The sequence below is a fragment of the Shimia sediminis genome (assembly GCF_003990645.1).
GTDB lineage: Bacteria > Pseudomonadota > Alphaproteobacteria > Rhodobacterales > Rhodobacteraceae > Shimia > Shimia sediminis.
In genome coordinates this window covers 725,302-749,935 of sequence record NZ_RYZK01000001.1, presented here as the reverse complement: position 1 = coordinate 749,935, position 24,634 = coordinate 725,302, and the positions used below count along the sequence as shown (strand labels likewise).

Sequence of the window (24,634 nt, the reverse complement as noted above, 5' to 3'; positions counted from 1 at the left end):
GATTGCTGGCCGGAAACGCGCATCCTCCAGGCCAGCGATTGAAATGCGGAGGGACAACCCGTGGACTATACTGCTCAGATCGAAGCCGCTATCCAGCGACTGCATGATGAAGGCCGTTATCGCACATTCATCAATATCGAGCGTGAGAAAGGCAACTTTCCGCATGCGGTCTGGAACAAGCCCGATGGCACCACCCAACCGGTGACCGTCTGGTGTGGCAACGACTATCTGGGCATGGGCCAGCACCCGGTTGTCCTCGACGCGATGCACGAAGCCCTTGATGCCACCGGCGCTGGCTCGGGCGGGACGCGCAACATCTCGGGCACCACCGTTTATCACAAGCGGCTCGAGGCCGAGATCGCCGACCTGCATGGCAAGGAATCGGCGCTGTTGTTCACCTCGGCCTATATCGCCAATGACGCAACGCTCTCGACCCTGCCAAAACTGTTCCCCGGCCTGATCATCTATTCGGACTCGCTGAACCACGCCTCGATGATCGAAGGCGTGCGCCGCAATGGCGGTGCCAAGCGCATCTTCCGTCACAACGACGTGGAACATCTGCGTGAACTGCTGCAGGCCGACGATCCTGCCGCGCCCAAACTGATCGCCTTTGAATCGATCTACTCGATGGACGGCGACTTTGGCCCGATCGAGGCGATCTGCGATCTGGCCGACGAATTCGGCGCCCTGACCTATATTGACGAAGTGCACGCGGTTGGCATGTATGGCCCGCGCGGTGGCGGTGTCACCGAACGCGACCGTCTGGCGCATCGTATCGACATCATCAACGGCACCCTGGCCAAGGCATATGGCGTCATGGGCGGCTATATCGCCGCCAGCGACAAGATGTGTGATGCCATCCGCTCTTATGCGCCGGGCTTTATCTTTACCACCTCACTGCCGCCTGCCGTGGCCGCCGGTGCCGCCGCATCGGTCCGGCACCTCAAGGGCGATCAGGACCGCCGCGATCAGCAGCAGACCCAGGCAAAGATCCTCAAACTGCGCCTCAAGGGGCTTGGCATGCCGATCATCGATCACGGCAGCCACATCGTGCCGGTGATCGTGGGTGATCCGGTCCACACCAAGAAACTGTCGGATATGTTGCTGGATCAGTTTGGCATCTACGTGCAGCCCATCAACTTCCCCACCGTGCCACGTGGAACCGAGCGTCTGCGCTTTACCCCGTCGCCGGTGCACGGACCGGACGAAATGGACAAGCTTGTGCGCGCCATGGACGAGCTCTGGTCGCACTGTGCGCTGAATCGTGCCGAACTGGCGGGCTGATACCCGTCAAAGGTGCAATTATTGTTGCACTGTGTTACTTTAGCCTCAACAAAGGGCCCGATCCGAATCGGGGACGGTAACGGATCGGCACTGCAGTGGGGCGATAGGCATGATCAGGCGCAAGGGACAGCGCAATACCGAAAAGGTCGAAGAGGGCCCAAAGGGCTTTGACGACTACGACCTGCGTCTTGGCGACATGATGCGGGGCGAACGGGCGACTCTCGGAAAATCACTGCTCGACGTTCAGCGCGAGCTGCGCATCCGGGCCTCTTATATCTCCGCCATCGAAAACAGCGATCCTTCGGCCTTTGAAACCCCTGGGTTCATCGCCGGATACGTGCGTTCTTATGCCCGCTACCTCGGGATCGACCCCGAGGCCGCGTATGACCAGTTCTGCGCCGAAAGCGGGTTTACCACCGCCCACGGCATGTCCGCCGAGGCCTCGACCATCCGCAAGGGCGACAGGCCGCTGCGCGCTGCTGATGCCGACCCGTTTGAAAACCCGGTCATGGCCTTTACCCCTGAACAGGAATCGATCCTGTCGCGCATTGAACCGCGCGCCATTGGCTCGTCACTGGTGCTGGTCGCGCTGATCGCGGCCATCGGCTATGGCGGCTGGTCGGTTCTGAACGAAATCCAACGCGTGCAGCTGGCCCCGGTCGATCAGACCCCGGTGGTGGCCGCCGATCTTGACCCGCTGGCCGGGGCAACCGCCTCAGCGGAAGAGATCGCCACCAACAGCTTTTCCACACCACCCGAAGCGCTGGACCGGCTCTATCGCCCACAGGCGCTGGATGTGCCTGTGATGGTGGCGCGCGACGCGCCGATCTCGACCCTCGATCCGTCCTCCACCGGCCTCTTCACTCAGGATGTGCCCTTCACCACCGCCGAAGCCGAAGAAGCACTCGACCGCGCCATCCCGCAGGTCCTGACGGGCGATGCGCCCGAACTGACGCTGATGGCCGTGCGCCCGGCATGGGTGCGTGTGCGCGCCGCCGACGGCTCGATCCTGCTCGAAAAGATCCTCAATGCAGGCGAAGAATTCACCCTGCCACCCACCGAGGAACCGCCAATCCTGACCGCCGGGATGAGCGGCTCGGTCTATTTCAAACTGAACGGCGCGCTTTATGGCCCGGCAGGCCAGGGGGCCGACCGCATCGGTGATCTGGCGCTTGATCTCGACCATTTGCAGGAATCCTATGACCTTGCTGATCTCGGCGGCGACCCGGAACTTGCGCGTATCGTGGCCGAGGCTGACGCCGCAGCCCTCGCACAGCAGTAATCGCCATTGCCCCCTCCGGGGAACCGGCCTACATAAGCCCCAAACCTAAAGCGTTTTGTCTTTAATCTTGGGTACAGATTGAAGGCAAAACGCCCACAAGACCGACGGTGGGTGGGCTTTTTGCCTTTTTTCCTGACTCGGTAAAAACGCAAAAAGCTTTAGTTGCTGAGGGGCTTTTCCATGTCGATCAACCACATCTGCCCATGGCGCAACATCGAACGCCGTGTGTCGCGCCAGATCCATGTCGGCAATGTGCCGGTGGGGGGCGACGCGCCCATTGCTGTTCAGACCATGACCAACACGGATTCATCGGATGTAAAGGCCACGCTGGGGCAGGTGCTCGCCGCCGCCGAGGCCGGGGCCGACATCGTGCGCGTGTCCACACCCGACGCGGCCGCCACCGCCGCGTTGCGGGAAATCACCCGCGAAAGCCCGGTGCCCATCGTCGCCGACATCCACTTTCACTACAAACGCGCCATCGAGGCCGCCGAGGCGGGTGCTGCCTGCCTGCGCATCAACCCCGGCAACATCGGCGACGAAAAACGCGTCAAAGAGGTCATTCAGGCCGCCAAGGACCACGGCTGTTCCATCCGCATCGGCGTCAACGCCGGGTCGCTGGAAAAGCACCTCTTGGAGAAATACGGCGAACCGTGTCCGGATGCCATGGTCGAAAGCGGGCTGGAACACATCCGCATTCTCGAAGACAATGACTTCCACGAATACAAGATCAGCGTCAAAGCCTCGGATGTCTTCATGACCGCCGCTGCCTATCAGCAGCTGGCCGAGGCCACCGACGCCCCGATCCACCTTGGCGTGACCGAGGCGGGCGGCTTTGTCAGCGGCACCATCAAATCTGCCATCGGCCTCGGGCAGCTCCTGTGGATGGGCATCGGCGACACCCTGCGCGTCAGCCTCTCCGCCGATCCGGTGGAAGAGGTCAAGGTCGGCTTCGAGATTCTGAAATCCCTCGGCCTGCGCCACCGTGGTGTGAACATCATTTCCTGCCCCTCCTGCGCGCGGCAGGGCTTTGACGTCATCAAAACCGTCGAAGCACTGGAAAATCGCCTCGCCCATATCCACACACCGATGTCACTTTCGATCATCGGCTGCGTGGTGAACGGCCCCGGCGAAGCGCTGATGACCGACGTCGGCTTCACCGGCGGCGGCGCAGGCGCGGGCATGGTCTACCTGGCGGGCAAACAAAGCCACAAACTCAACAACGACCAGATGGTCGAACACATCGTCGAACAGGTCGAAAAACGCGCCGCCGAGATCGAGGCCGGCAAGATCGAAAGCCAACCCGAAGACCTCTGATCCGATGGCGCTTCGTATTGCCAAAAATACTCCGGGGTGAATGGACGCCGATCAGGCGTCCAGAGGGGCAGCGCCCCTCCGGAACCGTTTAAATCCGGTTAATACCCAACTTGTACAACTTGGAGAAACGCCGAAAAAAAGTTGTACAACTTGGAGAGTCGCCTCTGAAAAAGATGTACAACTTGGTTATTTTGCGCGTTTGTCCGCCACCAGCGACGCCATCCCCTCATAAGGCAGATACCCCCGCAGCAGCTGATCCTGCATCACAAATGTCGGTGTGCCCGAGATGTTCAGCTTCTGCGCCAGCGCCCGCGTCCTGCGAATTTCCTCGGTCACCGAGTCGTCATCCATATGCGCAATCACCTTTTGCGCATCCAGCCCCAGCGCCTCGGCAAGTCGCGCCAATGCGGTTGGGCTGGGCTCGCCTGTCATCGAAATCAGCGCGTCATGGGCCTGTGCATAGGCCTCGTCGCCCGCCACCTGCTTGACCGCCACGGCAAAGCGTGACGACAGGACCGAAGCTTCACCCAGAATGGGAAACTCCTTGTAAATCAAACGGATATTGCCATCTGTTGAGACCAGTTTCTTGACCTCTTCGTGGGCGCGTCGGCAATAGCCACAGCGGTAATCGACAAATTCCACCAGGGTGATATCGCCTTCGAGGTTGCCGCCCACCCAGCTGTAACCATCGTCAAAAATCTCGCCCGCATGGGCTTTGACGAGGGACAGATCATGGGCTGCTTCGGCCTGCGCCTGACGTTGCTCCAAGAGGTCGACCGCCTCCATGATCACTTCCGGATTATCCAGCAGATAGGCCCGGACTTCAGCGCGGAAAATCTCGCGTTCCGCATCGGTCATCTTGTCGAGATCCAGCGCCAGGGTTGGCAGCGCAGCAAGTGCAAATGCACTGGCAAGGGTGAGGGATCGGATCATGTAAGTCTCCGTTTTCTATATACTAATTTCGTTTTGCCGCGCGTTCCGCGGCGGTCATGATATCTTCTGCCCGACGCCACGCGCTTGATCCACGTGGCAAAAGGCCCGAGGCGCGGCGGGCATGAATTTCTGCGTCCCGCAACCGCCCCGCCAGGGCATAGCGTTCTGCCGTCGACAACGACGCCATGCCGTTCTGTCCGTTCGTTGCATAGGCCTGCCCCAGGTCACGCAGCAGCCGACCATTGCGGAAATCCCGTGCCCGCGCCTTTTCCAATACGTCCAGCGCCTCTTTGTGACGTCCCGCCGCCAGCAGCGCCCGACCCAGACCTGCCATGCACAGCGCATTGCGCGGGGCCAGTTCGACCGCGCGTTCATAGGCGGTAACCGCCTCGTTAAACCTCCGGGATTCCAACAGAATTTGCCCTTTCAACTCATAATAAAAGGGGTCATTCGGGCGCAATTCAATGGCCCGATTGATGCGCGCCACGGCCGATCCCGCATCCGAAAGCTTCAGATAGGCCGCCGCCTCGCGCATGGCGCGAATGTCTTCGGTCGGGCTGTTGCTGGCCTGTCCCAATGTCCATTTCGCAGAGCGGGTAAAGGCCGAGGCCTTGCCGCGTGCGCGGGCGAACCAATAGGCGTCCTCGGGTCTTTCCGTGGTTTTGCCTTTGTAATTGTTGACAAAATTCTGCATCGCTCGCATCCGGTCCCGGGTCAGCGGGTGGGATCTCACATAAGGATCCTGCCGCGATGTGTTCAACAGCTCCTGCCCGCGAAAAATCTCGTGCACCGCAACCGCGCCCTGCGGGTCAATGCCGCTGCGCGCCATGTACCGTACGCCGGATTGGTCCGCCGCCGCCTCTTCGGCGCGTGTATGGGCAAGGAAATTACGCATCGCCGCCGACTGCGACCCCAGCGCCAGACCCGCCGCGGCGTCGCCGCGCCCGGTGGCCGCCGCCACCGCCAACGCCAGCGCCGTGCCTAACCCCGCAGCGGTGCGGGCATAGTCCAGATTGAGATGCCGCCGGGTGATATGGCCATTGGTGATATGCGCCGCCTCATGGGCGATGACAGCCTGCAGCATCTCGGGGCTGCCCAGCTTCATCAGCATGCCGAGGTGGATATAGATGTGTTGACCATCAATGACAAAGGCATTGAGACTGGGATCGTTCACCACCAGAATACGCACGTTCTGACCCAGCCCGGCAGCGGTCAGAACCGGTTCAGCCAACCGCGCCAGCGCGTATTCGATATCGGGGTCACGGATCAGCGAGGCCGCGCGCGCGGGCAGGGCGGTGCACAGCAACAGCGTCACCAGTACAATCGCGGCCAAAGGCCGAAAAGGATGGATTGACGCCGCCGTCATTTCGCGCTGAAAGATCATGGGGCCAATAGGAACGAAAAACATGCGGAACTCAAGACGCGCCGAGGTCGATCCCTTTATTGTGATGGACGTCATGGAAGCCGCCCGCCAGGCCGAGGCCGAGGGGCGACATATCATCCACATGGAAGTGGGCCAGCCCGGCACGCCTGCACCGCGTGGTGCGCAGGATGCACTTGCCAAAGCGATGCAGACGGATGCCCTGGGATATACCGTGGCTCTGGGCCTCCCGGCTCTGCGCGCCCGTATCGCGCGACTATATGGTGAGTGGTACAATGTTGATCTTGATCCGGCCCGCGTCATCGTCACGCCGGGGTCGTCGGGCGCTTTTTTGCTGGCGTTTACGGCGCTGTTCGAGGCAGGCGATCGGGTGGCCATCGGGGCACCGGGCTATCCATCGTACCGGCAAATTCTCAAGGCGCTGTCGCTGGAACCCGTTGATTTGCAGACCTCCGAGGCCAACCGGTTGCAGCCGGTGCCGTCTGATTTTGCAAAAATGGATGTGCAGGGGCTGATGGTGGCCTCACCTGCCAACCCGACCGGCACCATGCTCGACCGCCCCGCGATGCAGGCGCTTTATGAGGCGACAGCGGCCAAGGGCGCGGCGTTTATCAGCGATGAAATCTACCATGGTATCGAATACGAGGCCAAGGCGGTGACGGCGCTGGAGATCACCGATGACGCCTATGTCATCAACTCGTTCTCCAAGTATTTCTCGATGACCGGCTGGCGGGTCGGCTGGATGGTGGTGCCCGAGGATCACGTCCGTCTGATCGAACGGCTGGCGCAGAACATGTTCATTTGCCCGCCGCACGCCAGCCAGGTGGCCGCTTTGGCAGCGATGGACTGCGGCGATGAGCTTGAAGCCAATATGGCGGTCTATCGCAAGAACCGGGCGTTGATGATCGAAGGTTTGCCAAAGGCCGGGTTTGATCGGTTTGCACCTCCGGACGGCGCGTTTTACGTCTATGTGGATGTCAGCAAATATACGCAGGACAGCCGCGCCTTTGCGCGGGAGATTCTGGATGAGGCCGGGGTGGCGGTGACGCCGGGGTTGGACTTTGACCCTGTGCGCGGCGCAACCACTTTGCGGTTCTCTTATGCGCGGGCCACCGAGGATATTGCCGAAGGGCTGGAACGGCTAAGGCGGTTCATGGCGGCACGCGGCGCGATTTAGGGGCGTTGCCGCCTTGACCCCTAAGGGGTCAAATCTCTCAGGATGTTTCGAGCCAAAAGAAGCAAGGGGTGGTTCGGGGTCTCGGGGTCGGGTAGACTGATCAAAAGACCCGGATGGACAGGGCTATGAGCAGGATTTTTGTATTTCTGGCCGCGATGTGGGTGGCCTCGGTTTCGGCTGCGCAAGAGTTGAGCGGTCTGGCGCGCGTAGCGGCGGACGGCAGCCGCCTGAGCGAAGGCTGGCGGGGCAGTGTCTCGTTAGAGCTTGGCTTGTCGCAAGGGGTGCCGTGGCGGGTGTTTCAGCTGGATGAGCCGCGCCGGATGGTGCTGGACTTCCGCGAAGTGGATTGGTCCGGATTTGATGTGCTCGAACTGGGTCAGGCCGAGGGTGTTGGCGCGGTCAGAGTGGGGCAGTTCCGCCCCGGCTGGAGCCGCATGGTGCTGGACCTAGAAGACAGTCTTTTGCTGAGCGAGGCCAGCATGGCATTGGACGACGAGACCGGGCAGGCAAAACTGACCCTGAAGCTGGTGCGCGCGAGCGCCGAAGACTACGCCGCCAAGGCAGGCGCCCCGCGGGATTCGCGCTGGGATCTGCCGGACCCGGCCCAGGTTGCGCCAAAACGCGAGGAACGCCCCGATTGGGCGCCGATCATCGTGGTGCTGGACCCTGGCCACGGCGGTATTGATCCCGGAGCGGAACGGGACGGCGCGCAGGAAAAAGAGCTGATGCTGATCCTGGCGCGCGAGTTGCGGGATGCCTTGCGACGGACCGGCAGCTTTGAGGTGATCCTGACGCGGGATGAGGATGTGTTTGTTTCGCTGGAGCGGCGCGTGTCGATTGCCCATGAGGCGGGCGCGGACGTGTTCATTTCGCTTCATGCGGATGCACTGCAGCAGGGCCACGCGACAGGGGCGACGGTCTACACCCTGTCTGAGGAAGCTTCGGACGCAGCCTCTGCCCAAATGGCCGAACGGCATGACCGCGCGGATATCCTTGCGGGTGTCGATCTGACCGGCGCTGACGATGGTGTGGCAGACGTGTTGCTGGACCTTGCGCGGCTTGAAACCCAACCGCGCACAAATCTTTTGGCGGAATCGGTGGTGCACACGATCCGCGAGGCCAGTGGGACCCTGAACAAGAAACCCTTGCGGCAGGCCGGTTTTTCCGTGCTGAAAGCTGCGGACATTCCGTCGATCCTGATCGAGGTCGGGTTCCTGTCGTCACACAAGGACCTCACCCGCCTGCAGGATCCCAACTGGCGCGCCGTGATGGTGGCCGGCATTCGCGATGGCCTGTTGAAATGGCGTGATGAAGATCGGATTCTGCGCGATCTGGTGCGCCAGTAGCGCCCCTGAAACAAGCAAGAAGGCGCGCACAACTGGCGGCGATGTGTTTTGACCCTCTGGGCGAGGGCAGATATAGAGAACACATGCGTGGCCCCGAAAGGGGTTGCTTGGGATTCTTGACGGGTCTTTGACAGACCGGGGGCAAAACGTGCTGAGAGCCATTCTATCCTTTTTCGGGACGATCTTCACCTTTGTGACGATGGGTCTTGCCGTGGTTGCCCTGTCGATCGGGGCCGTGTTCTGGATGTATGGCCGGGAATTGCCCAGCCACGAGAGCCTTGCGCAGTATAAGCCACCGACAATCAGCCGAATTTACTCTAACGAAGGTCGCATCATCGACGAGTTCGCCCGTGAGCGGCGTTTGTTTGTACCCTCGGACCAGATTCCGGACCTGGTGAAACAGGCGTTTATCTCGGCGGAAGACAAGAACTTTTACCACCACTCGGGCTATGATGCGCGCGGTATCGCGGCGGCCGCTGTTGAGGCGGTTCAATCGCGCGGGCAGAACGTGCGCGGGGCCTCGACCATCACGCAGCAGGTGATGAAGAACTTCCTGTTGTCCGGTGACCGCAGGATTGAACGCAAGATCAAAGAGATCATTCTCGCAACGCGGGTCGAGGAAACCCTGAGCAAGGATCAGATCCTTGAGCTCTACATGAACGAGATCTTCCTGGGGCAGAACTCTTACGGGGTGGCGGCTGCGGCGCAGACCTATTTCAACAAGTCGCTGAGCGATTTGGCCCCGCACGAGGCAGCAACATTGGCTTCGATGCCCAAGGCGCCGTCGGATTTCCACCCGGTGCGGCGCAAGGAAAGGCTGTTGGACCGCCGCAACTTTGTGCTGCGGGAGATGGCTGAAAACGGCTATATCACCCAAGCAACCTACGAGTCAGAAAAGGCGCTGCCTTTGAAGTCGGTGCAAAACGGAGACTTTGGCAGTTTCAAAGGGTCCTTGCCGCCACGCGACTACTTTACCGATGAAATTCGTCGCCAGCTGAGTGTCGATTTCGGGGAAGAAGAGTTCTTTACCGGCGGGATGACCGTTCGGGCGACAATCGATCCGGAGATGCAGGAAATCGCGGCCCGCGCGCTGCGTCATGCGCTGGAGAAATACGACCGTGCGCAGGGGCTGTGGCGCGGCACCGGACTGACCTTGACCTCAGAGCAGCTTGCGGATGAAGCTGCCTGGCGCGAGGCGCTGGGAGCCTTGGAAGTGCCTCGGGATGTCGATCTGGAAGGGCAGTGGTACCCGGCGGTTGTGCTGCGGGTTGGCAAGAACGATGCGCAGATCGGGATCGAAGGCGTTGACGATGACGAGGACGGGCATTGGATCCCGGCCAAGGACGTCACCTGGGCGCGTAAGCTGCGCGAAGACGGAAGCCGTGGCAACAAGGCCAAGGTTGCCGGTGATCTGGTAGATGTGGGCGATGTGGTTCTGGTGCGCGCGATCACCGAGGATGACGGCGGTGCGTTCGTGCGCTGGTCGCTGCGTCAGGTGCCCGAGGTACAGGGCGGCTTTATGGCGATGGACGTCAACAACGGCCGCGTGATCGCCATGCAGGGGGGCTTTTCCTATCAGGACTCAGTGTTCAACCGCGCCACCCAGGCCAAGCGGCAGCCGGGATCGTCGTTCAAACCTTTTGTCTATGCTTCGGCGCTGGACAGCGGATATAGCCCGGCGACCATCGTGATCGACGCGCCGATCGAGATCGACACGCCTCAGGGTGTCTGGCGTCCGCGCAACTCGACCAACAAGTTCTACGGCCCTACGCCGCTGCGGACGGGTATCGAGATGAGCCGAAACCTGATGACCATTCGTCTGGCACAAGAGGTCGGCATGGAAGTTGTGGCCGACTATGCCGAACGTTTTGGCGTCTACGATAATATGGGGCAGTTTCTTGCCAACTCACTGGGGTCGGAAGAAACCACATTGTTCCAGATGGTTGCGGCCTACGCGATGTTTGCCAATGGCGGAGAGCGGGTGGAGCCGACGCTGGTGGACCGGGTGCAGGACCGCTATGGCAAGACGATCTATCGCCATGACCAGCGCGAGTGTACCGATTGTGACCGTTCGGACATTGCCACCAACCGTGGCCCACGCATCGTGACAAACCGCGAGCGGGTGATGGACGCGGTGACGGCCTATCAGCTGACCTCGATGATGCAGGGCGTGGTGACGCGCGGGACGGCGTCAAGCCAGATCAAGCTGCCGGTGCCGATTGCCGGAAAGACCGGCACAACCAACGAGGCCAAGGATGTGTGGTTCGTGGGATTCTCGAGCACCGTCGTGGCGGGCTGTTACATTGGTCATGACCGTCCGCGCCCGCTGGGGCGGGGGGCCTATGGCGGCACCACCTGTGGGCCGGTGTTTCAGGAGTTCATGAGCGAAGCCATCAAGAAATACGGTGGCGGCAAGTTCCGTGTGCCTCCGGGCGGACACTTCATCAAGATCGATCGCTTTTCGGGAGCTCGTCTTGAGAATGATGCTTCGGGTTCGAACGTCGTGGCTGAATACTTCCGGGATGGGGAAGAGCCGGTCTTTGGCATCACCTTTGACGGCGGTTTCGCCATGGGGTCGAACCTGCCATTGTTTGATGAGGTGCAGCACAACACCGGCACGCAGGTCACAACCTCGTCAGGAGAAACCACCATCGTTGGTCCAAAAGCGAGCTTTGGCACCATCAGCTCAGGTGGGTTGTACTAACTCAACGCCGTCCGCACCGTGCAGCGCCATCAGAAAATCGAATGCTCCCGATGCAGGTTTTCCCAGCCCATATCGGCGAAGTTGGGGCCATGCATGGCTTCGGCAAACTTGAGATCGGAGTGACCTGCATTCACTTCCATGATGGCAAATTTACCGTTGGCCATGGGGCAGAGATCCCACCCCAGCCAGCCGACGCCCGGCACCTTTTCATGCAGTGCTTCGCAGGCGGATTGCATGGCGGCAAAATGGGTGAGCGTATTGCCGGCAAAAACCTCTCCGGAATCCGGATGCCGATCGATCAACGTCCAGTCGCGCATCCCGCCTTGGGCAAAGAACGCGCCTGTGTCCTTGTTGATCGAGAGGCTGATGTCGCTTGTCGCGTTGATGAACTCTTCGTTTTCACGCACAAACCGGATGCGCATCTCGCGGGTTTCGGCGCGGCCCGATTTGATCACAGTGGTCAGGCGCACGTTTGACGCCGCGCCAGCGCAAAAACGGTCGAGGTCAGGATCCTGCTGCAAAGCGCGCTGAATCACATAGTCCTTGCCTATGGGCAACATGTCGGGGTGAAACTCGGACCGGCGCAGCACGCGGATACCGCGACCCTGGTTGGTGTTGGCAAGTTTCAGAAAGGCGCGATCACTGTCCTGAAACAGAATATCTGACGCCTGATCCAGGCCGACCTCTGTGTCGTCGGGGCGCAACAGGCGTCCGTTTTCGCACCGCAGGATTTCAGGGAGAAGTTCCGTGTCGAGCACACGCCTCTGGTGAATGCGCCCAAGCCTTTGCCTCCAGTCTCCCACCACGTGTTTCAGCATGTAGATGCCGATGTAATTGTCCGGAATACACCCCGGATGAAATCCCCGGCTAAACGCCGCATAGGTGACCAGCCAGGGGGCATAATAGGTGCTGCCAAAGGTGTCGCGCGCGTAGGCATCGATCTCGGCCAGTTTTGCTGGTGACAGGGATCGCGACGGATCGCGCGACACAAGGTTGGCATATTTTGCGCGCGCCTCATTTCCCTGCCGACGGTGGTACTTGAGCACGTCATAGACCCGATGTGCCCGCTCAAAAGGCAGCATGGCAGATTGGGCGAGAGGGTGATCAATCAGGGACATCAAAAGGCTCGGTGGCTTGTTATCGGGCAAGTAACGAATGTCCGGCAATGGAAGTCAAGTTGCTGGGCGCGCAAATGCCCGCGATTGCACCACTGCTGTCTTGCCCCCACCTTGGGCGTGGTTTATCACCCAAGTCTGACCCAATTCGAATGGACCCGTCCGATGCGCGCTGAAGCTCAGAACACCGTTGCCAGAATCGAGAATTCCCTGGAGCTGTTGCGCCAACGCCTGGATTGGGAGACAGCAACGTTTCGTCTGGAGGAATTCAATGCACGGGTGGAAGATCCTGACCTGTGGAACGATCCCGAAGCGGCGCAAAAGCTGATGCGCGACCGGCAGATGCTGGTGGATGCCATCGAGACGGTGACCTCTATCCAGACCGATATGAACGACAATATCGAGCTGATCGAACTGGGCGAGATGGAAGAGGATGACGAGGTTATCAAGGACGCCGAAGAGGCGTTGACCAGCCTGGCAGAGAAGGCAGCTGAAAAAGAGCTTGAGGCGCTGCTGGACGGGGAAGCGGACGGCAACGATACCTTTCTCGAGATCAACTCGGGCGCGGGTGGCACCGAAAGCTGTGACTGGGCCTCGATGCTGGCGCGGATGTATGTCCGCTGGGCCGAGAAAAAGGGGTACAAGGTCGAGTTGCAGTCCGAGACCGCAGGCGAAGAGGCGGGCATCAAGTCGGCGGCTTACAAGATTTCCGGGCACAATGCCTATGGCTGGCTAAAGTCTGAAAGCGGTGTGCACCGTTTGGTGCGGATTTCGCCCTTTGACAGCGCGGCCAAGCGGCATACGTCTTTCACCTCGGTCAAGGTTTATCCGGTTGTTGACGACAATATCGAGATCGAGGTGAACCCCGCCGACATTCGCATCGACACCTACCGGTCGTCGGGTGCGGGCGGTCAGCACGTGAACACCACGGACTCGGCCGTTCGGATCACCCACATGCCGACGGGGATTGTGACCACAAGTTCCGAAAAATCTCAGCACCAGAACCGCGACATTGCCATGAAGGCGCTGAAATCGCGGTTGTATCAGATCGAGTTGGATAAGCGTTCAGCCCTGGTCAACGAGGTGCATGAGAATGCGGGTGACGCCGGATGGGGCAACCAGATCCGATCGTACGTGCTGCAACCCTACCAGATGGTGAAAGACCTACGGACCAATCACGAGACCTCGGACACCAAGGGTGTGTTGGACGGTGATCTGGACGGGTTCATGGCGGCGACGCTGGCAATGGACGTGGCAGGCAAGAGCCGCGCCGACGCACAGGCCGAAGACTAGGCGTTCTGGGGCGCTGCCCCCTCGACCCTGTTTGGGGTTACTTCCCCCACAATACTTTTGACACAAGAAAGAGAGGGCTTGTGTGTGCCCTCTGGTTTTGTAGCCTGATCTTCGAAAGAGGAGGGGGTTCATGGATATTCTTGAGAGGGATGCCACAGGGCAACTGGCGGCGCTGCAGTCGGGCGAGATCACCTGTGAAGGGTTGATGGCATCGACTTTGGCGCAGATCGAGGCGGTGAACACTGAGATCAATGCCGTTGTGTCTTTGCGCGCTCGCGAAGGCCTGATGGCCGAGGCCCGGGCGGCGGATGCGGTGCCGTTGCAGCAAAGAGGCGCGCTGCATGGCTTGCCCTTTGCGGTGAAGGATCTGGCCGTGCTTGCGGGTGTGGTGTGTTCGAACGGCTCGCCGCTTTTTGCCGATGACGTCCCTGAAGAAGATGAAACCATGGTGGCGCGATTGCGGGCCGCGGGGGTGATCTTTGTCGGCAAGACCAATGTGCCAGAGTTTGGGCTGGGATCGCACAGTTACAACCCGGTGTTTGGGGTGACGCGAAACCCTTATGACCCCTCGCGCACCGCTGGCGGGTCTTCGGGAGGGGCGGCGGCGGCACTGGCGACGCGGATGGTGGCGCTGGCGGATGGCTCTGACATGATGGGCAGCCTGCGCAACCCGGCGGCGTATTGTAACGTCTATGGCTTTCGTCCCGGCTGGGGTGTGGTGCCGCGTGAGCCCGGAGGCGAGACATGCTTGCAGCAACTGTCGACCTCGGGCCCTATGGCACGCAGCCCAAGGGATCTGGCCTTGATGATGTCGGTGATTGCTGCCCCCAACCCTTTGGTGCCCCACAATGTACCTGCGCAGGACTGGACAATGGACCCGCCAGAGTCTTGGCAGGGGTTGCGCGTTGGCTGGCTGGGCGATTGGGGCGGTGCCTATGACATGGAACCTGGAATTCTGGAGCTGTGCCAAGAGGCCTTGCAGGGTTCCGGAGGCAAAATAGACACATTGGACCCTCCATTTTCGGCAGAGGATTTGTGGGAAAGCTGGACCACTTTGCGTCACTGGGCCATTTCGTCAGAACTCGGCCCGCTATATGAAGATGCACAAACGCGAGACGCCCTGAAACCAGCCGCGCGTTGGGAGATCGAGCGTGGAATGGCCTTGGACATTTCGGCGATCAATCGGGCCACGACCCTGCGCTCGCGTTGGTATGAGACGCTCGCAGGCCTGTTGCAGGACTATGACGCCCTGGCGCTTCCGGTGGCGCAGGTCTGGCCCTTTCCGGCTGAATGGGATTGGCCGCGTGAGATCAATGGCAAAGAGATGGACACCTATCATCGCTGGATGGAAGTTGTGGTGCCGGTCAGTTTAGCAGGTGTGCCCGCCATCAGCCTCCCGGTGGGGTTCGGCAACACCGGGTTGCCCATGGGCGTGCAGCTGTTCACGGCCAATGGGCGTGATCTGGACCTGCTCAATTGGGCGGAAACCTGGCATCGCGCGACGAATTGGCCAGAAAAGACAAAGCCACATATTCAGAACGGTTGATTTGTTCGCACGCAGCGGGTCTTATCACCAAAAGCGACGACATGCGTTTTGGGAGGGATGGATGCCGGATAAGCCTGAACTGGGCGTACCCCCGCTGGGGGATGTGACCTTCGCAATGTTGCGGCAAGCCTTGGCGCGTGGCTGGAAAGATTTTCTCGCGCGGCCGGGCTATGGGGTTGTGTTTTCGCTGTTTTATGTGATCGGCGGTTGGCTGCTGGCATGGCTGACGGTTGAAACCGGTCAGACCTATTGGCTGGTCTTTGCCGCCATCGGGTTCCCATTGATCGGACCCTTTGCAGCGGTTGGACTCTATGAAGTCTCGCGACGGCTTGAGCAGGGGCGGGCGATGGACATCTACGCCATTTTTGGCGTGGTCGGGCGACAAAGCAAACGCCAGTTGCCGTCGATCTGCGCGGTGATCATCATTGTCTTTCTGTTTTGGTTCTTCCTCGCCCACATGATTTTTGCCCTCTTTCTCGGGCTTTCAACCATGACGAACGTGTCAACGTCATTCGAAGTGTATCTGACCGGAAATGGCCTGATGATGCTCTTGGTGGGAACCGTTGTTGGTGCGCTGTTTGCGCTGTTGCTTTACATGATCACGGTGATTTCGCTGCCACTCTTGCTGGACCGCGAAGTGGATTTCGTGACGGCAATGATCACCAGCTTTCAAACCGTGTCGAACAACTTTGTGCCCATGCTTTTTTGGGCGGCAATGGTGTCGGGGCTGACATTCCTTTCACTGCTGCCCGGGTTCCTGGGTCTGTTCGTCGTTCTTCCGCTGTTGGGACACGCGACATGGCACCTCTATTCCCTGATGAAAGCGGCAGGAGAGGTAGAGGCAACCGACACAGGCGATGCTGCTCCGGCGTGATCGCTATTCCTCGCGACCCAGTGCTTTCAGCCGCTCATGCAGAACATGGCGTTGGGGCGCGCCGATTTCTAAAGCATAGACATAAGCCTGCGTCAGGTAGAAACCGCAGGCTGTTTGATCATCACTCGCCTCGGCGGCTTGCGCATACAATGAAACCAGGGCGGGTGTGTCGGCCGCAGCATGCGCGGCCAACAGGCGCCGATCCAGGTCACTCAGCATGGCTTTGCAGGCGCCTGGCTACCCAGTCGTGAAAGCAATGTGTTGGCCCGTCCATGGCGGGTGAAAACCGCCCGCCGTCAAAGCCCGCTGCATGCCGGCCGCGCTGCATGCCCTCAACAACAAAGATGTCCTCTTCAAACACCACCCGCCATTGTTCGGCGTTTTTGGCGCGCAAGGCGTCGTCGGTTTCCGGTGTTGAATAGTAGAGGTGAATGTGCTCGACCGTTTTGTCCAGCGACTGCGGTTCCAGAATAATCGCAAAGGCATGGTCGCGCTGCGCCCCCAAGAGAACATTGGGGTAGACCGCAATGTATTCTGCGCCATCGTCCCACTTTGCCGGCAGATCGGCGAAATCCGGAAAGACGGTGCCGTCATCACCCTTGATCTGTTGATAGACCAGAGTTCCCTGACCGGAATACAGGCCGATTTCATTGATGTTGTAATGATCTTCAAGCCGCGAATAGCTGTTCAGCCCCGGGTGAACCCAGGGCAAGTGGTACGCCTCGCAGAAGTTCTCGACCGCCAGTTTCCAGTTTGTTGAGACGGCGAGGGTGAACTTGCTGTCCTTTCCCCCGTGGTAGAGGGGCTTGTCGACTTCGGCCCAGCGGCTCAAGAGATGCGCGTGCACCTCTTCAAAGGCAGGGGCGTCACCTGAGATGTTTACAAAGACCACGTCGCGCCAGATGTGGCTGCGCACTTCGATCAGCCCAAGTTCGTTGCGGGGCATGGCCTCGTGTGTGTTCTGACCCGGTCCACCCACATGTGGCGTGGTTACCAGACGCCCGTCGGTGGCATAACACCACGAGTGATAGGGGCAGCGAATGGCGCCCTCGATCTTGCGGGGTTCCTCGACCAAGATCATGCCGCGGTGGCGGCAGGTGTTGTAGAATACCCGTACCACCCCCTCTTTGTCACGGATCAGCAGCAGAGGCATGCCGAGAAAGCTGATCGGAATGGCGTCACCCGGCTCGGGGACATCGGCGGCCACAGCCAGGCCGGCCCAGGTCGCCTTCAGAACAGCGGCCTTTTCGATCTCGAAACTGGTCTCGCTTGTGTACCACTCATTGCCGAGCCCCTGGGCGTTCTCGATAGGGCGGCGTACACCCGAAAGGTTGCTGACTGTCATTGTTCGCTCCTGTTTGCCGACTCGGAGCATAGTCGAAATCAGCTCAGTCAATTGCAGAACTGCGACTCGACATGGCGATTCCCGACACCGGAACGCATCGCCCCGGGGCGAAGTGACGTCAGGCGAAGGGGCGGTCCAGCTGCAAGAGCTTGCGGTGATAGGGGATCAACTCGTCCGGCGTACAGAACCCGACCGACCGCGCGGCATCAAGCACAACGCCCGTATCAGAGCCTAGATGCTCATAAACCAGGCGTGCAGCCCGGCAACCCGTCACCGTTTCACGAACTGTGCGTGTGGCGTAGCCGATCCAATAATGGTTTTGGAATGACGCAACCCGGCTGAGATAGTTGAACGAGGTCGCCATGGTGTTCTTGTGCGAAACCAATGCGGCAATACCGTCTTCCTGCGGCAGCGCCACTCCGCGAAACTCGCGGGTTTGCGGGTCGGTTGGCAGACCCTGTTGGCGCATCGCCTCTTTGGCCTCATAGCCGCGGATAAAGGTATGCTTGTCGCGCCGGTAAACATAGACGAGGCCAATGATAATCAGATCCGCTTCGGTAAAGCTGAGGCGTGAAAACCGGTAGAACCCATCGGGAAAGACATCCTGCGGAATGTCGGTCATGCCCGTGCCGACATAGTCAGCAATCAGAGGATGATTAAGAACGCCGCGTTCAGTCGTCAAATGGTTAATAGGCTCAAGCAAAATCCGTGCGTCGACATCAAAAAACAGACAAATCCGATGCAGAACGTCAGGCCTCGGAAAACTTTCACCCGACAAATACCGATTAAATTGTGTGCGGTTGATCCCGAGTTCGCGACACAATTGGGATACAGAAGGGTATCGATCCGCAAGAATGCGTAGATTCGCGCCGAACATCTTTCTGAGTTCCGCTGGTGAAGGTTGATTTTCTGCGGTTTCCGCCGGGTTTTTCAATGCACTCTCCGGTTGGAAGTGGGTTGTCGTTTCGCGCAAAGCGCGCATGTGTCACTGGTAAATCTCCCTCATGACGCTGTTCAGCGCCACTGTGATGCAGTTTGGCACCAAGACATTCAATTGTCGACACAATTTGATGCCGGTCGACGCCCAAATTTCCATGTGCAGTTTTGATTTCTTTTGGAACACTCAAGACGAGGGCAAAAAGGAGTTATAAGTCAGATGCTTGGCGTGGTTCTGTGGAGTGATAATACTGATAACAAGGCTGTGATCTGGTGCGAGGATCACGGGGATTTGGCCTTTTTTAATGGCGGAGATGACGCGTGTTTTGACACGGTGGATCTTGATGCGGGGGATTTGGTTCAATTCGACCTGCAGCAGGAAAAACACCTGCGATACGCTCACAACCCAAAGCGGATTGAACAGGGCGCTTATGTAGGTCTGGCCGAGCAACTCCAGGACGTTGCCCAACCTGCTCAGCCCATTCGGGTCACGCAGCATCAGGCCGGGCCGATGTGCTCGGCAGATGTAATCCCGTTTGCCCGGAAACGACCCGAGAGAGCGGACAGAGAATTGGTCGCTGTCTGAACCAAAAAAAAGGGGGCGCTGAGCCCCCTTTTTCGTGTCTCGATTTTCTGGCTCTATGCCGAGCCGCGTGACAGCGCCGCGACCCCAGTGCGAGCAACTTCAACCAGGCCCAAGGGGCGCATCAATTCAGCAAAGGCGTCAATCTTCTCAGGCGCGCCGGTGATTTCAAACACAAAGCTTTCCAGCGTGCTGTCGACCACATTGGCGCGAAAGATGTCGGCCAGCCGCAGGGCCTCGACCCGCTTGTCACCGGCTCCGGTCACTTTGAACAGGCCCAGTTCCCGTTCAACCGCCGGACCATCAACCGTCAGGTCATGCACTTCGTGCACAGGCACAATCCGACCCAGCTGTGCCTTGATCTGTTCAATCACCTGCGGGGTGCCCTTGGTCACGACTGTGATCCGCGATTGGTGCCCGGTGTGGTCAATCTCGGCCACGGTCAGGCTTTCAATGTTGTAACCACGACCCGAAAACAGGCCGATGACACGCGCCAGAACACCGGGTTCGTTGTCGACAACAACCGCCAGCGTATGGGCTTCCTGCACATCCGAAAAGTTGGGGCGCAGGTTGTAGGCAGAGTGCTTGTTCGAGCCTTTTTTGATTTTTAGAGCAGCCATCTTTCTTATCCTTACACCAGAACCGCGCCGCCAGCTTCGATCGCGCCTTGCGTCGAAGCTTCGCCCAGAAGCATTTCATTGTGCGGTTTGCCCGACGGGATCATCGGGAAACAGTTTTCATGCTTTTCCACGAGGCAATCAAAGATCACCGGGCCGTCATGGTTGATCATCTCCATGATCGCGTCATCCAGATCGTCAGGATTGTCGCAATAGATGCCCTTGGCGCCAAAGGCCTCGGCGAGTTTGACGAAATCGGGCAGGGCCTCGGACCAGGAATGCGAATAACGTTCGCCGTGCAAAAGCTCCTGCCACTGGCGCACCATGCCCAGACGTTCGTTGTTCAGGATGAACTGTTTTACCGGCAGGCGGAACTGAACCGCGGTACCCATCTCTTGCATGTTCATCAACCACGAAGCTTCGCCCGCAACGTTGATGACCAAGGCATCGCGATGCGCCATCTGCACCCCGATCGACGCCGGGAAACCATAGCCCATCGTGCCCAGACCCCCGGAGGTCATCCAGCGGTTGGGGTCTTCAAACCCGAGGTACTGCGCCGCCCACATCTGGTGCTGACCCACTTCGGTACAAATGTAACGGTCATGATCCTTGGTCAGCGCCTCAAGCCGCTGCAATGCGTACTGCGGTTTGATGATCTTGCCTTCTTGCTTGAAACTCAGGCAGTCGGTCTCGCGCCATTTGTCGATTTGGGCATTCCACTTGGCCAGACCTTCCTTGTTGGTCTTGCGTCCGCGGGCCTTCCAGACCTTGAGGATGTCCTCCAACACGTGGCCAACATCGCCTACAATCGGGATATCGGTCTTGATGACCTTGTTGATCGACGATGGATCAATATCGATGTGAACCTTTTTCGACTTGGGCGAAAACGCCTCGATCAGCCCGGTGATACGGTCGTCAAACCGCGCGCCCACGTTGATCATCAGATCACAGCCATGCATCGCCATGTTGGCCTCGTAAAGCCCGTGCATGCCGAGCATGCCCAGCCAGTTCTTGCCCGAAGCAGGATAGGCCCCCAATCCCATCAGGGTCGAGGTGATCGGAATACCGGTGGTATCGACCAGTTCGCGCAACAACTGCGATGCCGCGGGACCAGAGTTGATCACGCCACCACCGGTGTAAAACACCGGGCGCTCGGCTTTTTCCAGCGCCTCGACCAGTTCCGTGATGGCCTCGATATCGCCCTTCAACTGCGGCTGATAGTGCGAGGTCTTGGCAGCCTGGGGCGGGGTGTAGTCGGCGCTGGCAAATTGCACATCCTTGGGGATGTCCACCAGAACCGGCCCCGGACGACCCGAGCGTGCCACGTGGAACGCCTCATGAATGGTCGCCGACAGGCTCTCGGTTTCTTTTGCCAGCCAGTTGTGTTTGGTGCAGGGGCGGGTGATGCCCACGGTGTCCGCCTCCTGAAAGGCGTCCGAGCCGATCATGAATGTCGGCACCTGGCCAGACAGCACAACAATAGGGATCGAGTCCAGCAAGGCATCCGTCAGGCCGGTCACCGCATTGGTCGCGCCGGGACCCGAGGTCACGAGCGCAACGCCCACCTTGCCTGTCGAACGGGCGTACCCTTCGGCCGCGTGCACAGCACCTTGCTCGTGGCGCACCAGAATGTGGCGAATATCGTTCTGCTGAAAAATCTCGTCATAAATCGGTAGGACAGCCCCGCCGGGGTATCCGAATACCGTATCCACACCCTGATCCTTGAGGGCCTGAACTACCATTCTCGCTCCGGTCATCTGACGTGTCATCTGTCTCTCCGTTTACAACGTCACAATTTAGTACGCATAAAAAAGCCCCCGATCATCTGACGGGGGCACATGGGTTCCATTATGGAGTCCGTTACCGGCCCATGTGCCATTTTCCTACCACGACGATCAGCTGTGCCACGATGGGCTCCTTTCAAATGCGTGCGCGGACATTATTCAGGGGACGCGGGGGCGTCAACAGGGAAATCTGCAGTGCAGCATGAAATAATCTCAGAAAATGTCGTTATTACCCACATTTCTTTGCAAAAGTTGCGCTGGCGCTCGCGTATTGGGCAACATGCGACAAAATGCGGTGGGGAATGCGCCTGACTCACAACATACTTTTTGTCCGGTGCTCAGATATATTCGCGGAAAATTCGTCCTTGTCGTGATGTTTTGGGATTCGATTTGGGCTTTCAAGCCGACAACGACGCCTTTCTGCGCCGGGATACGGTGGCGGTCAGGTTGGTCGAAGTCTGGTCTGGTGTCGATCTGAAGGCTCCCCAGCGCCAGGCTCGTTCGATATCGGTTTTGAAGACTTGGAGGTCCTCTTTGCCAGCCTCGAGCCTGCGTTGAATCGCCTGCCCAAGGGCAGGGTCTGAGCGCCCCTTGATCACCCCCATGGCCCGCGCGTGTTTCGCGCGATGGATAAAGATTGCGCTCAGGCCCATTTTAGCGAAGCCATCAGCGACAGATAATGACGCCCCTTTTCTCAATGGCCCCAAATATCCTGGGGTGAATTGACCCTTTTGGGGTCAAGAGGGGCAAAGCCCCTCAATCAGGCTCAGCTTGCTGAGCCATGCCCAACCGGGTGCGTTGCATCTTTGATGCGGCGCTGCGCGGGCGGGAGCCCCCCTGCGTTGTGACTTACAGCCCAACACCTGTTCCTTGAATCACGCCGTGTTCCAGGGCGTAGCGCGTGAGACCCGCGGTCGAGCTGATCCCCAGTTTGCGTTTGATGTTCTTGCGATGGGTTTCCACAGTGCGCACCGAGATATTCAGCGTATTGGCCACCTCTTTGTTGGATTTTCCCTGCGCCAGTTGCAACAGAACCGTCTGCTCTCGCGTGGTCAGGCTTTCGCGCATACCGTCTTCAGACGGCTCCAACGACCCCTTGGCGCCGGTGCAAAGATAGCGTTCCCCGCGCATCACCGTGTCGATGGCGATCTTGATCTCTTCCGTGGGAACATCTTTCAGCACATAGCCCCGCGCCCCATGACTGAGGGCGGTCGAGATGTATTCAGGGCTGTCATGCATCGACAGGATCAGGATACGTGTTTCCGGATTGGCCTCCAACAGCATCTCGGTGGCGGTCAACCCGCCAATCTCGGGCATATTCAGATCCATGAGCACCACGTCGGGGCGCAGGCCGGTCATCTGCTCGACCGCCTCGCGCCCGTTTGTCAACGTCGCCACAACTGAAATGTCGTCATAGCTCTCCAGAATGGATTGGATACCTTCGGCCACCATGGGGTGGTCGTCTACAATCACGACTGTAACAGGGTCATTCATGCGCTGGCCTTTCTGTTGTCGGATGAAAGTTCCTCGGGTTGCAGCATGTGGCTGAGCGGCACGTCTGCCACGATAACCGTTCCCGAGCGGGACGAGAAGATGCGCAAAGTGCCCTCAAGCTGTTCCACACGTTCCTGCATGTTGCGCAGCCCCAGACCCGAACCGGGCTGCGTGGGTTTGTCCGGACCCAGCCCCTTGCCATCATCTGCAATGCGCAAGGTCGCACCCTTCTTGTGGCCGCGCACATCAATGGTGACCTTGGTGGCGCCCGCGTGACGTTCGATGTTTGTCAGAGCCTCTTGGGCGATCCGGTAAAGCGCGATCTTGGCGTCCTGATCCAGGCGATTGCGGAACACCACGGTGTGAAAGTCCACCTCGATGCCGGTGCGGGTGGCAAAGTCATCGGTCAGCGCTTTGAGGGCAGGGCCAAGACCCAGGTCATCCAGAACCCCAGGGCGCAGGTCGCGGCTGATGCGTCGGACTTCCTGAATGGCGCCGGACAGGTGCTCGATGCCCTTGTCCAGCATGTCACTGCCGCGTTGATCGCCCGCCAGCAGTCGCCGCCGGGCACTGTCCAGCGCGTAGCGAACCCCAACAAGAAGCTGGCTGATGCCGTCGTGCAACTCGCGCGCAACGCGCCCGCGTTCTTCTTCCTGCGCGTCGAACACCCGCTGGGTCAGTTCCTTCAGCTTGGCGTCAGCTAGGCGACGTTCGCGAATGGTGATGACCATCCCCGACATAAAGACCAGCACCAGCGCCGCGACGGTGATCGCAAGAATATAGACCGAAGTCCGCTGTACCCGCGCCTCAACTTCGGCCCGCGACGAGGCCACGGTTTCCAGCACATCATCGATAAAGACGCCTGTACCAATCGCCCATCGCCAATCCTGAAGCCCAACCACATAAGTGACGATGCGCGCGGTCTCGAGCGAAGACGGTTTCGGCCAGTCATAGGTATGATAGCCGCCGCCCTCACGGGCAATGCGGATCAAGTCGTCAGTGATGGGAGTGTCGTTGAGGTCTGTCAGCCCCGTCCAGTTCTTGCCGATCAAATAGGTCTGGCGCGGGCTGACAAGGTTGTTGCCCTCATAGTCGAAGACAAAGAAATACCCATCCTGCCCGTAGATCATCGACGATAGGATCTGGGTGACCACCAGCTTGGCCTCTTCGTCATCCGGTGCCGCGCGGCCGTAGATGTTCACGAAAGCGGTCCGGGCAATCGAGATGTAATTCTTCAGCTCGGCTTTTTTGGCTTCGATCAGCTGGATTTCCAGTGCCTTGATTTCGCGCTCGGCCAGCTGGCGGGATTGGTTGGCCACCAGAACCGCAATCGCCGCCACCGCCAGGATGAGCGGCACGGTGGCAAGCAAAAACAGCTTTTGCCCATAAGACAGGCTGAACAGCGAAAATAGTCGGCGCATTGTTGATTCGTTAAAGTGGATTCGCTGCGAATCATAGCGTCGATTGATGGATTTCACCGTCTTTCCGGTCAAATTACGCAGTAATACGGAGAAATTGGTCAGAAAAACTGCCACCGAGGCATGAGAATACGTAGTACTTGGTATTCCCAGATTGCATGGCCAAAGCTAACCTCACGACACTTGCAACGATCCGTCCGGCTGCCAA

Annotated in this window: 21 protein-coding genes and 1 pseudogene; 9 read left to right on the top strand and 13 right to left on the bottom strand. The window is 59.3% G+C overall.

Annotation, left to right across the window (positions count from 1 at the left end):
• Positions 1-60: 60 nt before the first annotated feature.
• From hemA to ispG, 3 genes are all read left to right on the top strand, one after another.
• On the top strand, positions 61-1,284 hold the full coding sequence (gene hemA, locus EK369_RS03775) for a 5-aminolevulinate synthase (protein ID WP_127112326.1): 1,224 nt from the start codon (positions 61-63) through the stop codon (positions 1,282-1,284).
• A 109-nt stretch (positions 1,285-1,393) separates the two neighbouring features.
• Positions 1,394-2,566, top strand: a complete 1,173-nt coding sequence (locus tag EK369_RS03770) for a helix-turn-helix domain-containing protein (RefSeq protein ID WP_127112325.1) — start codon at positions 1,394-1,396, stop codon at positions 2,564-2,566.
• 180 nt (positions 2,567-2,746) lie between these two features.
• On the top strand, positions 2,747-3,880 hold the full coding sequence (ispG, locus tag EK369_RS03765) for a flavodoxin-dependent (E)-4-hydroxy-3-methylbut-2-enyl-diphosphate synthase (RefSeq protein WP_127112324.1): 1,134 nt from the start codon (positions 2,747-2,749) through the stop codon (positions 3,878-3,880).
• 186 nt (positions 3,881-4,066) lie between these two features.
• Here ispG and EK369_RS03760 read toward each other — a convergent pair whose 3' ends face one another.
• Positions 4,067-4,813 carry a DsbA family protein gene (locus EK369_RS03760; RefSeq protein WP_127112323.1) on the bottom strand — a complete coding sequence of 249 codons (747 nt, stop codon included), beginning with the start codon at positions 4,811-4,813 and terminating at the stop codon, positions 4,067-4,069.
• Between the two features lie 22 nt (positions 4,814-4,835).
• Entirely contained in the window at positions 4,836-6,197 is a 1,362-nt protein-coding gene (locus tag EK369_RS03755) for a M48 family metalloprotease (protein ID WP_235871335.1), read from the bottom strand.
• A 22-nt stretch (positions 6,198-6,219) separates the two neighbouring features.
• Between EK369_RS03755 and EK369_RS03750 the strand changes: the two genes are divergently transcribed.
• From EK369_RS03750 to EK369_RS03740, 3 genes are all read left to right on the top strand, one after another.
• A complete protein-coding gene (locus EK369_RS03750) occupies positions 6,220-7,371 on the top strand; it encodes a pyridoxal phosphate-dependent aminotransferase (protein WP_127112322.1) in 1,152 nt (383 codons plus the stop codon).
• A 125-nt stretch (positions 7,372-7,496) separates the two neighbouring features.
• Entirely contained in the window at positions 7,497-8,717 is a 1,221-nt protein-coding gene (locus tag EK369_RS03745; protein WP_127112321.1) for an N-acetylmuramoyl-L-alanine amidase, read from the top strand.
• A gap of 148 nt (positions 8,718-8,865) precedes the next feature.
• Positions 8,866-11,421 carry a penicillin-binding protein 1A gene (locus tag EK369_RS03740; RefSeq protein ID WP_127112320.1) on the top strand — a complete coding sequence of 852 codons (2,556 nt, stop codon included), beginning with the start codon at positions 8,866-8,868 and terminating at the stop codon, positions 11,419-11,421.
• A 29-nt stretch (positions 11,422-11,450) separates the two neighbouring features.
• Here the strand turns inward: EK369_RS03740 and EK369_RS03735 are convergent, their stop codons facing one another.
• Entirely contained in the window at positions 11,451-12,539 is a 1,089-nt protein-coding gene (locus tag EK369_RS03735) for a sugar-transfer associated ATP-grasp domain-containing protein (RefSeq protein WP_127112319.1), read from the bottom strand.
• Between the two features lie 162 nt (positions 12,540-12,701).
• On the opposite strand from EK369_RS03735, the gene prfB reads away from it, so the two are divergent.
• From prfB to EK369_RS03720, 3 genes are all read left to right on the top strand, one after another.
• Positions 12,702-13,829: a peptide chain release factor 2 gene (prfB, locus tag EK369_RS03730; protein ID WP_127112524.1), complete on the top strand. Its 1,128-nt coding sequence runs from the start codon at positions 12,702-12,704 to the stop codon at positions 13,827-13,829.
• A gap of 130 nt (positions 13,830-13,959) precedes the next feature.
• Positions 13,960-15,375, top strand: a complete 1,416-nt coding sequence (locus EK369_RS03725) for an amidase (protein ID WP_127112318.1) — start codon at positions 13,960-13,962, stop codon at positions 15,373-15,375.
• Between the two features lie 61 nt (positions 15,376-15,436).
• A complete protein-coding gene (locus EK369_RS03720) occupies positions 15,437-16,249 on the top strand; it encodes a DUF2189 domain-containing protein (RefSeq protein WP_127112317.1) in 813 nt (270 codons plus the stop codon).
• Between the two features lie 3 nt (positions 16,250-16,252).
• On the opposite strand, the gene EK369_RS03715 is transcribed toward EK369_RS03720, so the two are convergent.
• The 10 genes and pseudogenes from EK369_RS03715 to EK369_RS03675 form a co-directional block, all read right to left on the bottom strand.
• Entirely contained in the window at positions 16,253-16,468 is a 216-nt protein-coding gene (locus EK369_RS03715; RefSeq protein ID WP_127112316.1) for a hypothetical protein, read from the bottom strand.
• Positions 16,458-17,594, bottom strand: coding sequence for an aromatic ring-hydroxylating oxygenase subunit alpha (locus EK369_RS03710; RefSeq protein WP_127112315.1), 1,137 nt, complete (start codon positions 17,592-17,594; stop codon positions 16,458-16,460). Before EK369_RS03710 ends, EK369_RS03715 begins: the two co-directional genes overlap by 11 nt.
• A 118-nt stretch (positions 17,595-17,712) precedes the next feature.
• Positions 17,713-18,276 carry an XRE family transcriptional regulator gene (locus EK369_RS03705; protein WP_306461203.1) on the bottom strand — a complete coding sequence of 188 codons (564 nt, stop codon included), beginning with the start codon at positions 18,274-18,276 and terminating at the stop codon, positions 17,713-17,715.
• A gap of 42 nt (positions 18,277-18,318) precedes the next feature.
• Positions 18,319-18,471, bottom strand: a pseudogene (locus tag EK369_RS22335) (helix-turn-helix domain-containing protein); the annotation flags it as partial.
• Positions 18,472-18,717: 246 nt separating this feature from the next.
• Positions 18,718-19,029 (bottom strand): hypothetical protein, encoded by a 312-nt coding sequence (locus EK369_RS03700; protein ID WP_127112313.1) that lies wholly within the window; start codon positions 19,027-19,029, stop codon positions 18,718-18,720.
• Between the two features lie 140 nt (positions 19,030-19,169).
• Entirely contained in the window at positions 19,170-19,733 is a 564-nt protein-coding gene (gene ilvN, locus EK369_RS03695) for an acetolactate synthase small subunit (protein ID WP_127112312.1), read from the bottom strand.
• Between the two features lie 11 nt (positions 19,734-19,744).
• Positions 19,745-21,499 (bottom strand): acetolactate synthase 3 large subunit, encoded by a 1,755-nt coding sequence (locus EK369_RS03690; protein ID WP_127112311.1) that lies wholly within the window; start codon positions 21,497-21,499, stop codon positions 19,745-19,747.
• Positions 21,500-21,912: 413 nt separating this feature from the next.
• Complete coding sequence (locus EK369_RS03685; protein WP_127112310.1) at positions 21,913-22,167, bottom strand: hypothetical protein; 255 nt, start codon at positions 22,165-22,167, stop codon at positions 21,913-21,915.
• Between the two features lie 196 nt (positions 22,168-22,363).
• Positions 22,364-23,008, bottom strand: a complete 645-nt coding sequence (locus EK369_RS03680; protein WP_127112309.1) for a response regulator transcription factor — start codon at positions 23,006-23,008, stop codon at positions 22,364-22,366.
• Positions 23,005-24,429, bottom strand: a complete 1,425-nt coding sequence (locus tag EK369_RS03675) for a cache domain-containing protein (RefSeq protein ID WP_127112308.1) — start codon at positions 24,427-24,429, stop codon at positions 23,005-23,007. The genes EK369_RS03680 and EK369_RS03675 overlap by 4 nt, the downstream gene beginning before the upstream one ends.
• Between the last annotated feature and the right edge of the window lie 205 nt (positions 24,430-24,634).

Coding starts and splice junctions, on each gene's coding strand:
- EK369_RS03770 (WP_127112325.1), top strand. CDS start 1,394: ATGATCAGGCGCAAGGGACAGCGCAATACCGAAAAGGTCGAAGAGGGC.
- ispG (WP_127112324.1), top strand. CDS start 2,747: ATGTCGATCAACCACATCTGCCCATGGCGCAACATCGAACGCCGTGTG.
- EK369_RS03760 (WP_127112323.1), bottom strand. CDS start 4,813: ATGATCCGATCCCTCACCCTTGCCAGTGCATTTGCACTTGCTGCGCTG.
- EK369_RS03755 (WP_235871335.1), bottom strand. CDS start 6,197: ATGATCTTTCAGCGCGAAATGACGGCGGCGTCAATCCATCCTTTTCGG.
- EK369_RS03750 (WP_127112322.1), top strand. CDS start 6,220: ATGCGGAACTCAAGACGCGCCGAGGTCGATCCCTTTATTGTGATGGAC.
- EK369_RS03745 (WP_127112321.1), top strand. CDS start 7,497: ATGAGCAGGATTTTTGTATTTCTGGCCGCGATGTGGGTGGCCTCGGTT.
- EK369_RS03735 (WP_127112319.1), bottom strand. CDS start 12,539: ATGTCCCTGATTGATCACCCTCTCGCCCAATCTGCCATGCTGCCTTTT.
- prfB (WP_127112524.1), top strand. CDS start 12,702: ATGCGCGCTGAAGCTCAGAACACCGTTGCCAGAATCGAGAATTCCCTG.
- EK369_RS03725 (WP_127112318.1), top strand. CDS start 13,960: ATGGATATTCTTGAGAGGGATGCCACAGGGCAACTGGCGGCGCTGCAG.
- EK369_RS03720 (WP_127112317.1), top strand. CDS start 15,437: ATGCCGGATAAGCCTGAACTGGGCGTACCCCCGCTGGGGGATGTGACC.
- EK369_RS03715 (WP_127112316.1), bottom strand. CDS start 16,468: ATGCTGAGTGACCTGGATCGGCGCCTGTTGGCCGCGCATGCTGCGGCC.
- EK369_RS03710 (WP_127112315.1), bottom strand. CDS start 17,594: ATGACAGTCAGCAACCTTTCGGGTGTACGCCGCCCTATCGAGAACGCC.
- EK369_RS03700 (WP_127112313.1), bottom strand. CDS start 19,029: ATGCTGCGTGACCCGAATGGGCTGAGCAGGTTGGGCAACGTCCTGGAG.
- ilvN (WP_127112312.1), bottom strand. CDS start 19,733: ATGGCTGCTCTAAAAATCAAAAAAGGCTCGAACAAGCACTCTGCCTAC.
- EK369_RS03690 (WP_127112311.1), bottom strand. CDS start 21,499: ATGACACGTCAGATGACCGGAGCGAGAATGGTAGTTCAGGCCCTCAAG.
- EK369_RS03685 (WP_127112310.1), bottom strand. CDS start 22,167: ATGGGCCTGAGCGCAATCTTTATCCATCGCGCGAAACACGCGCGGGCC.
- EK369_RS03680 (WP_127112309.1), bottom strand. CDS start 23,008: ATGAATGACCCTGTTACAGTCGTGATTGTAGACGACCACCCCATGGTG.
- EK369_RS03675 (WP_127112308.1), bottom strand. CDS start 24,429: ATGCGCCGACTATTTTCGCTGTTCAGCCTGTCTTATGGGCAAAAGCTG.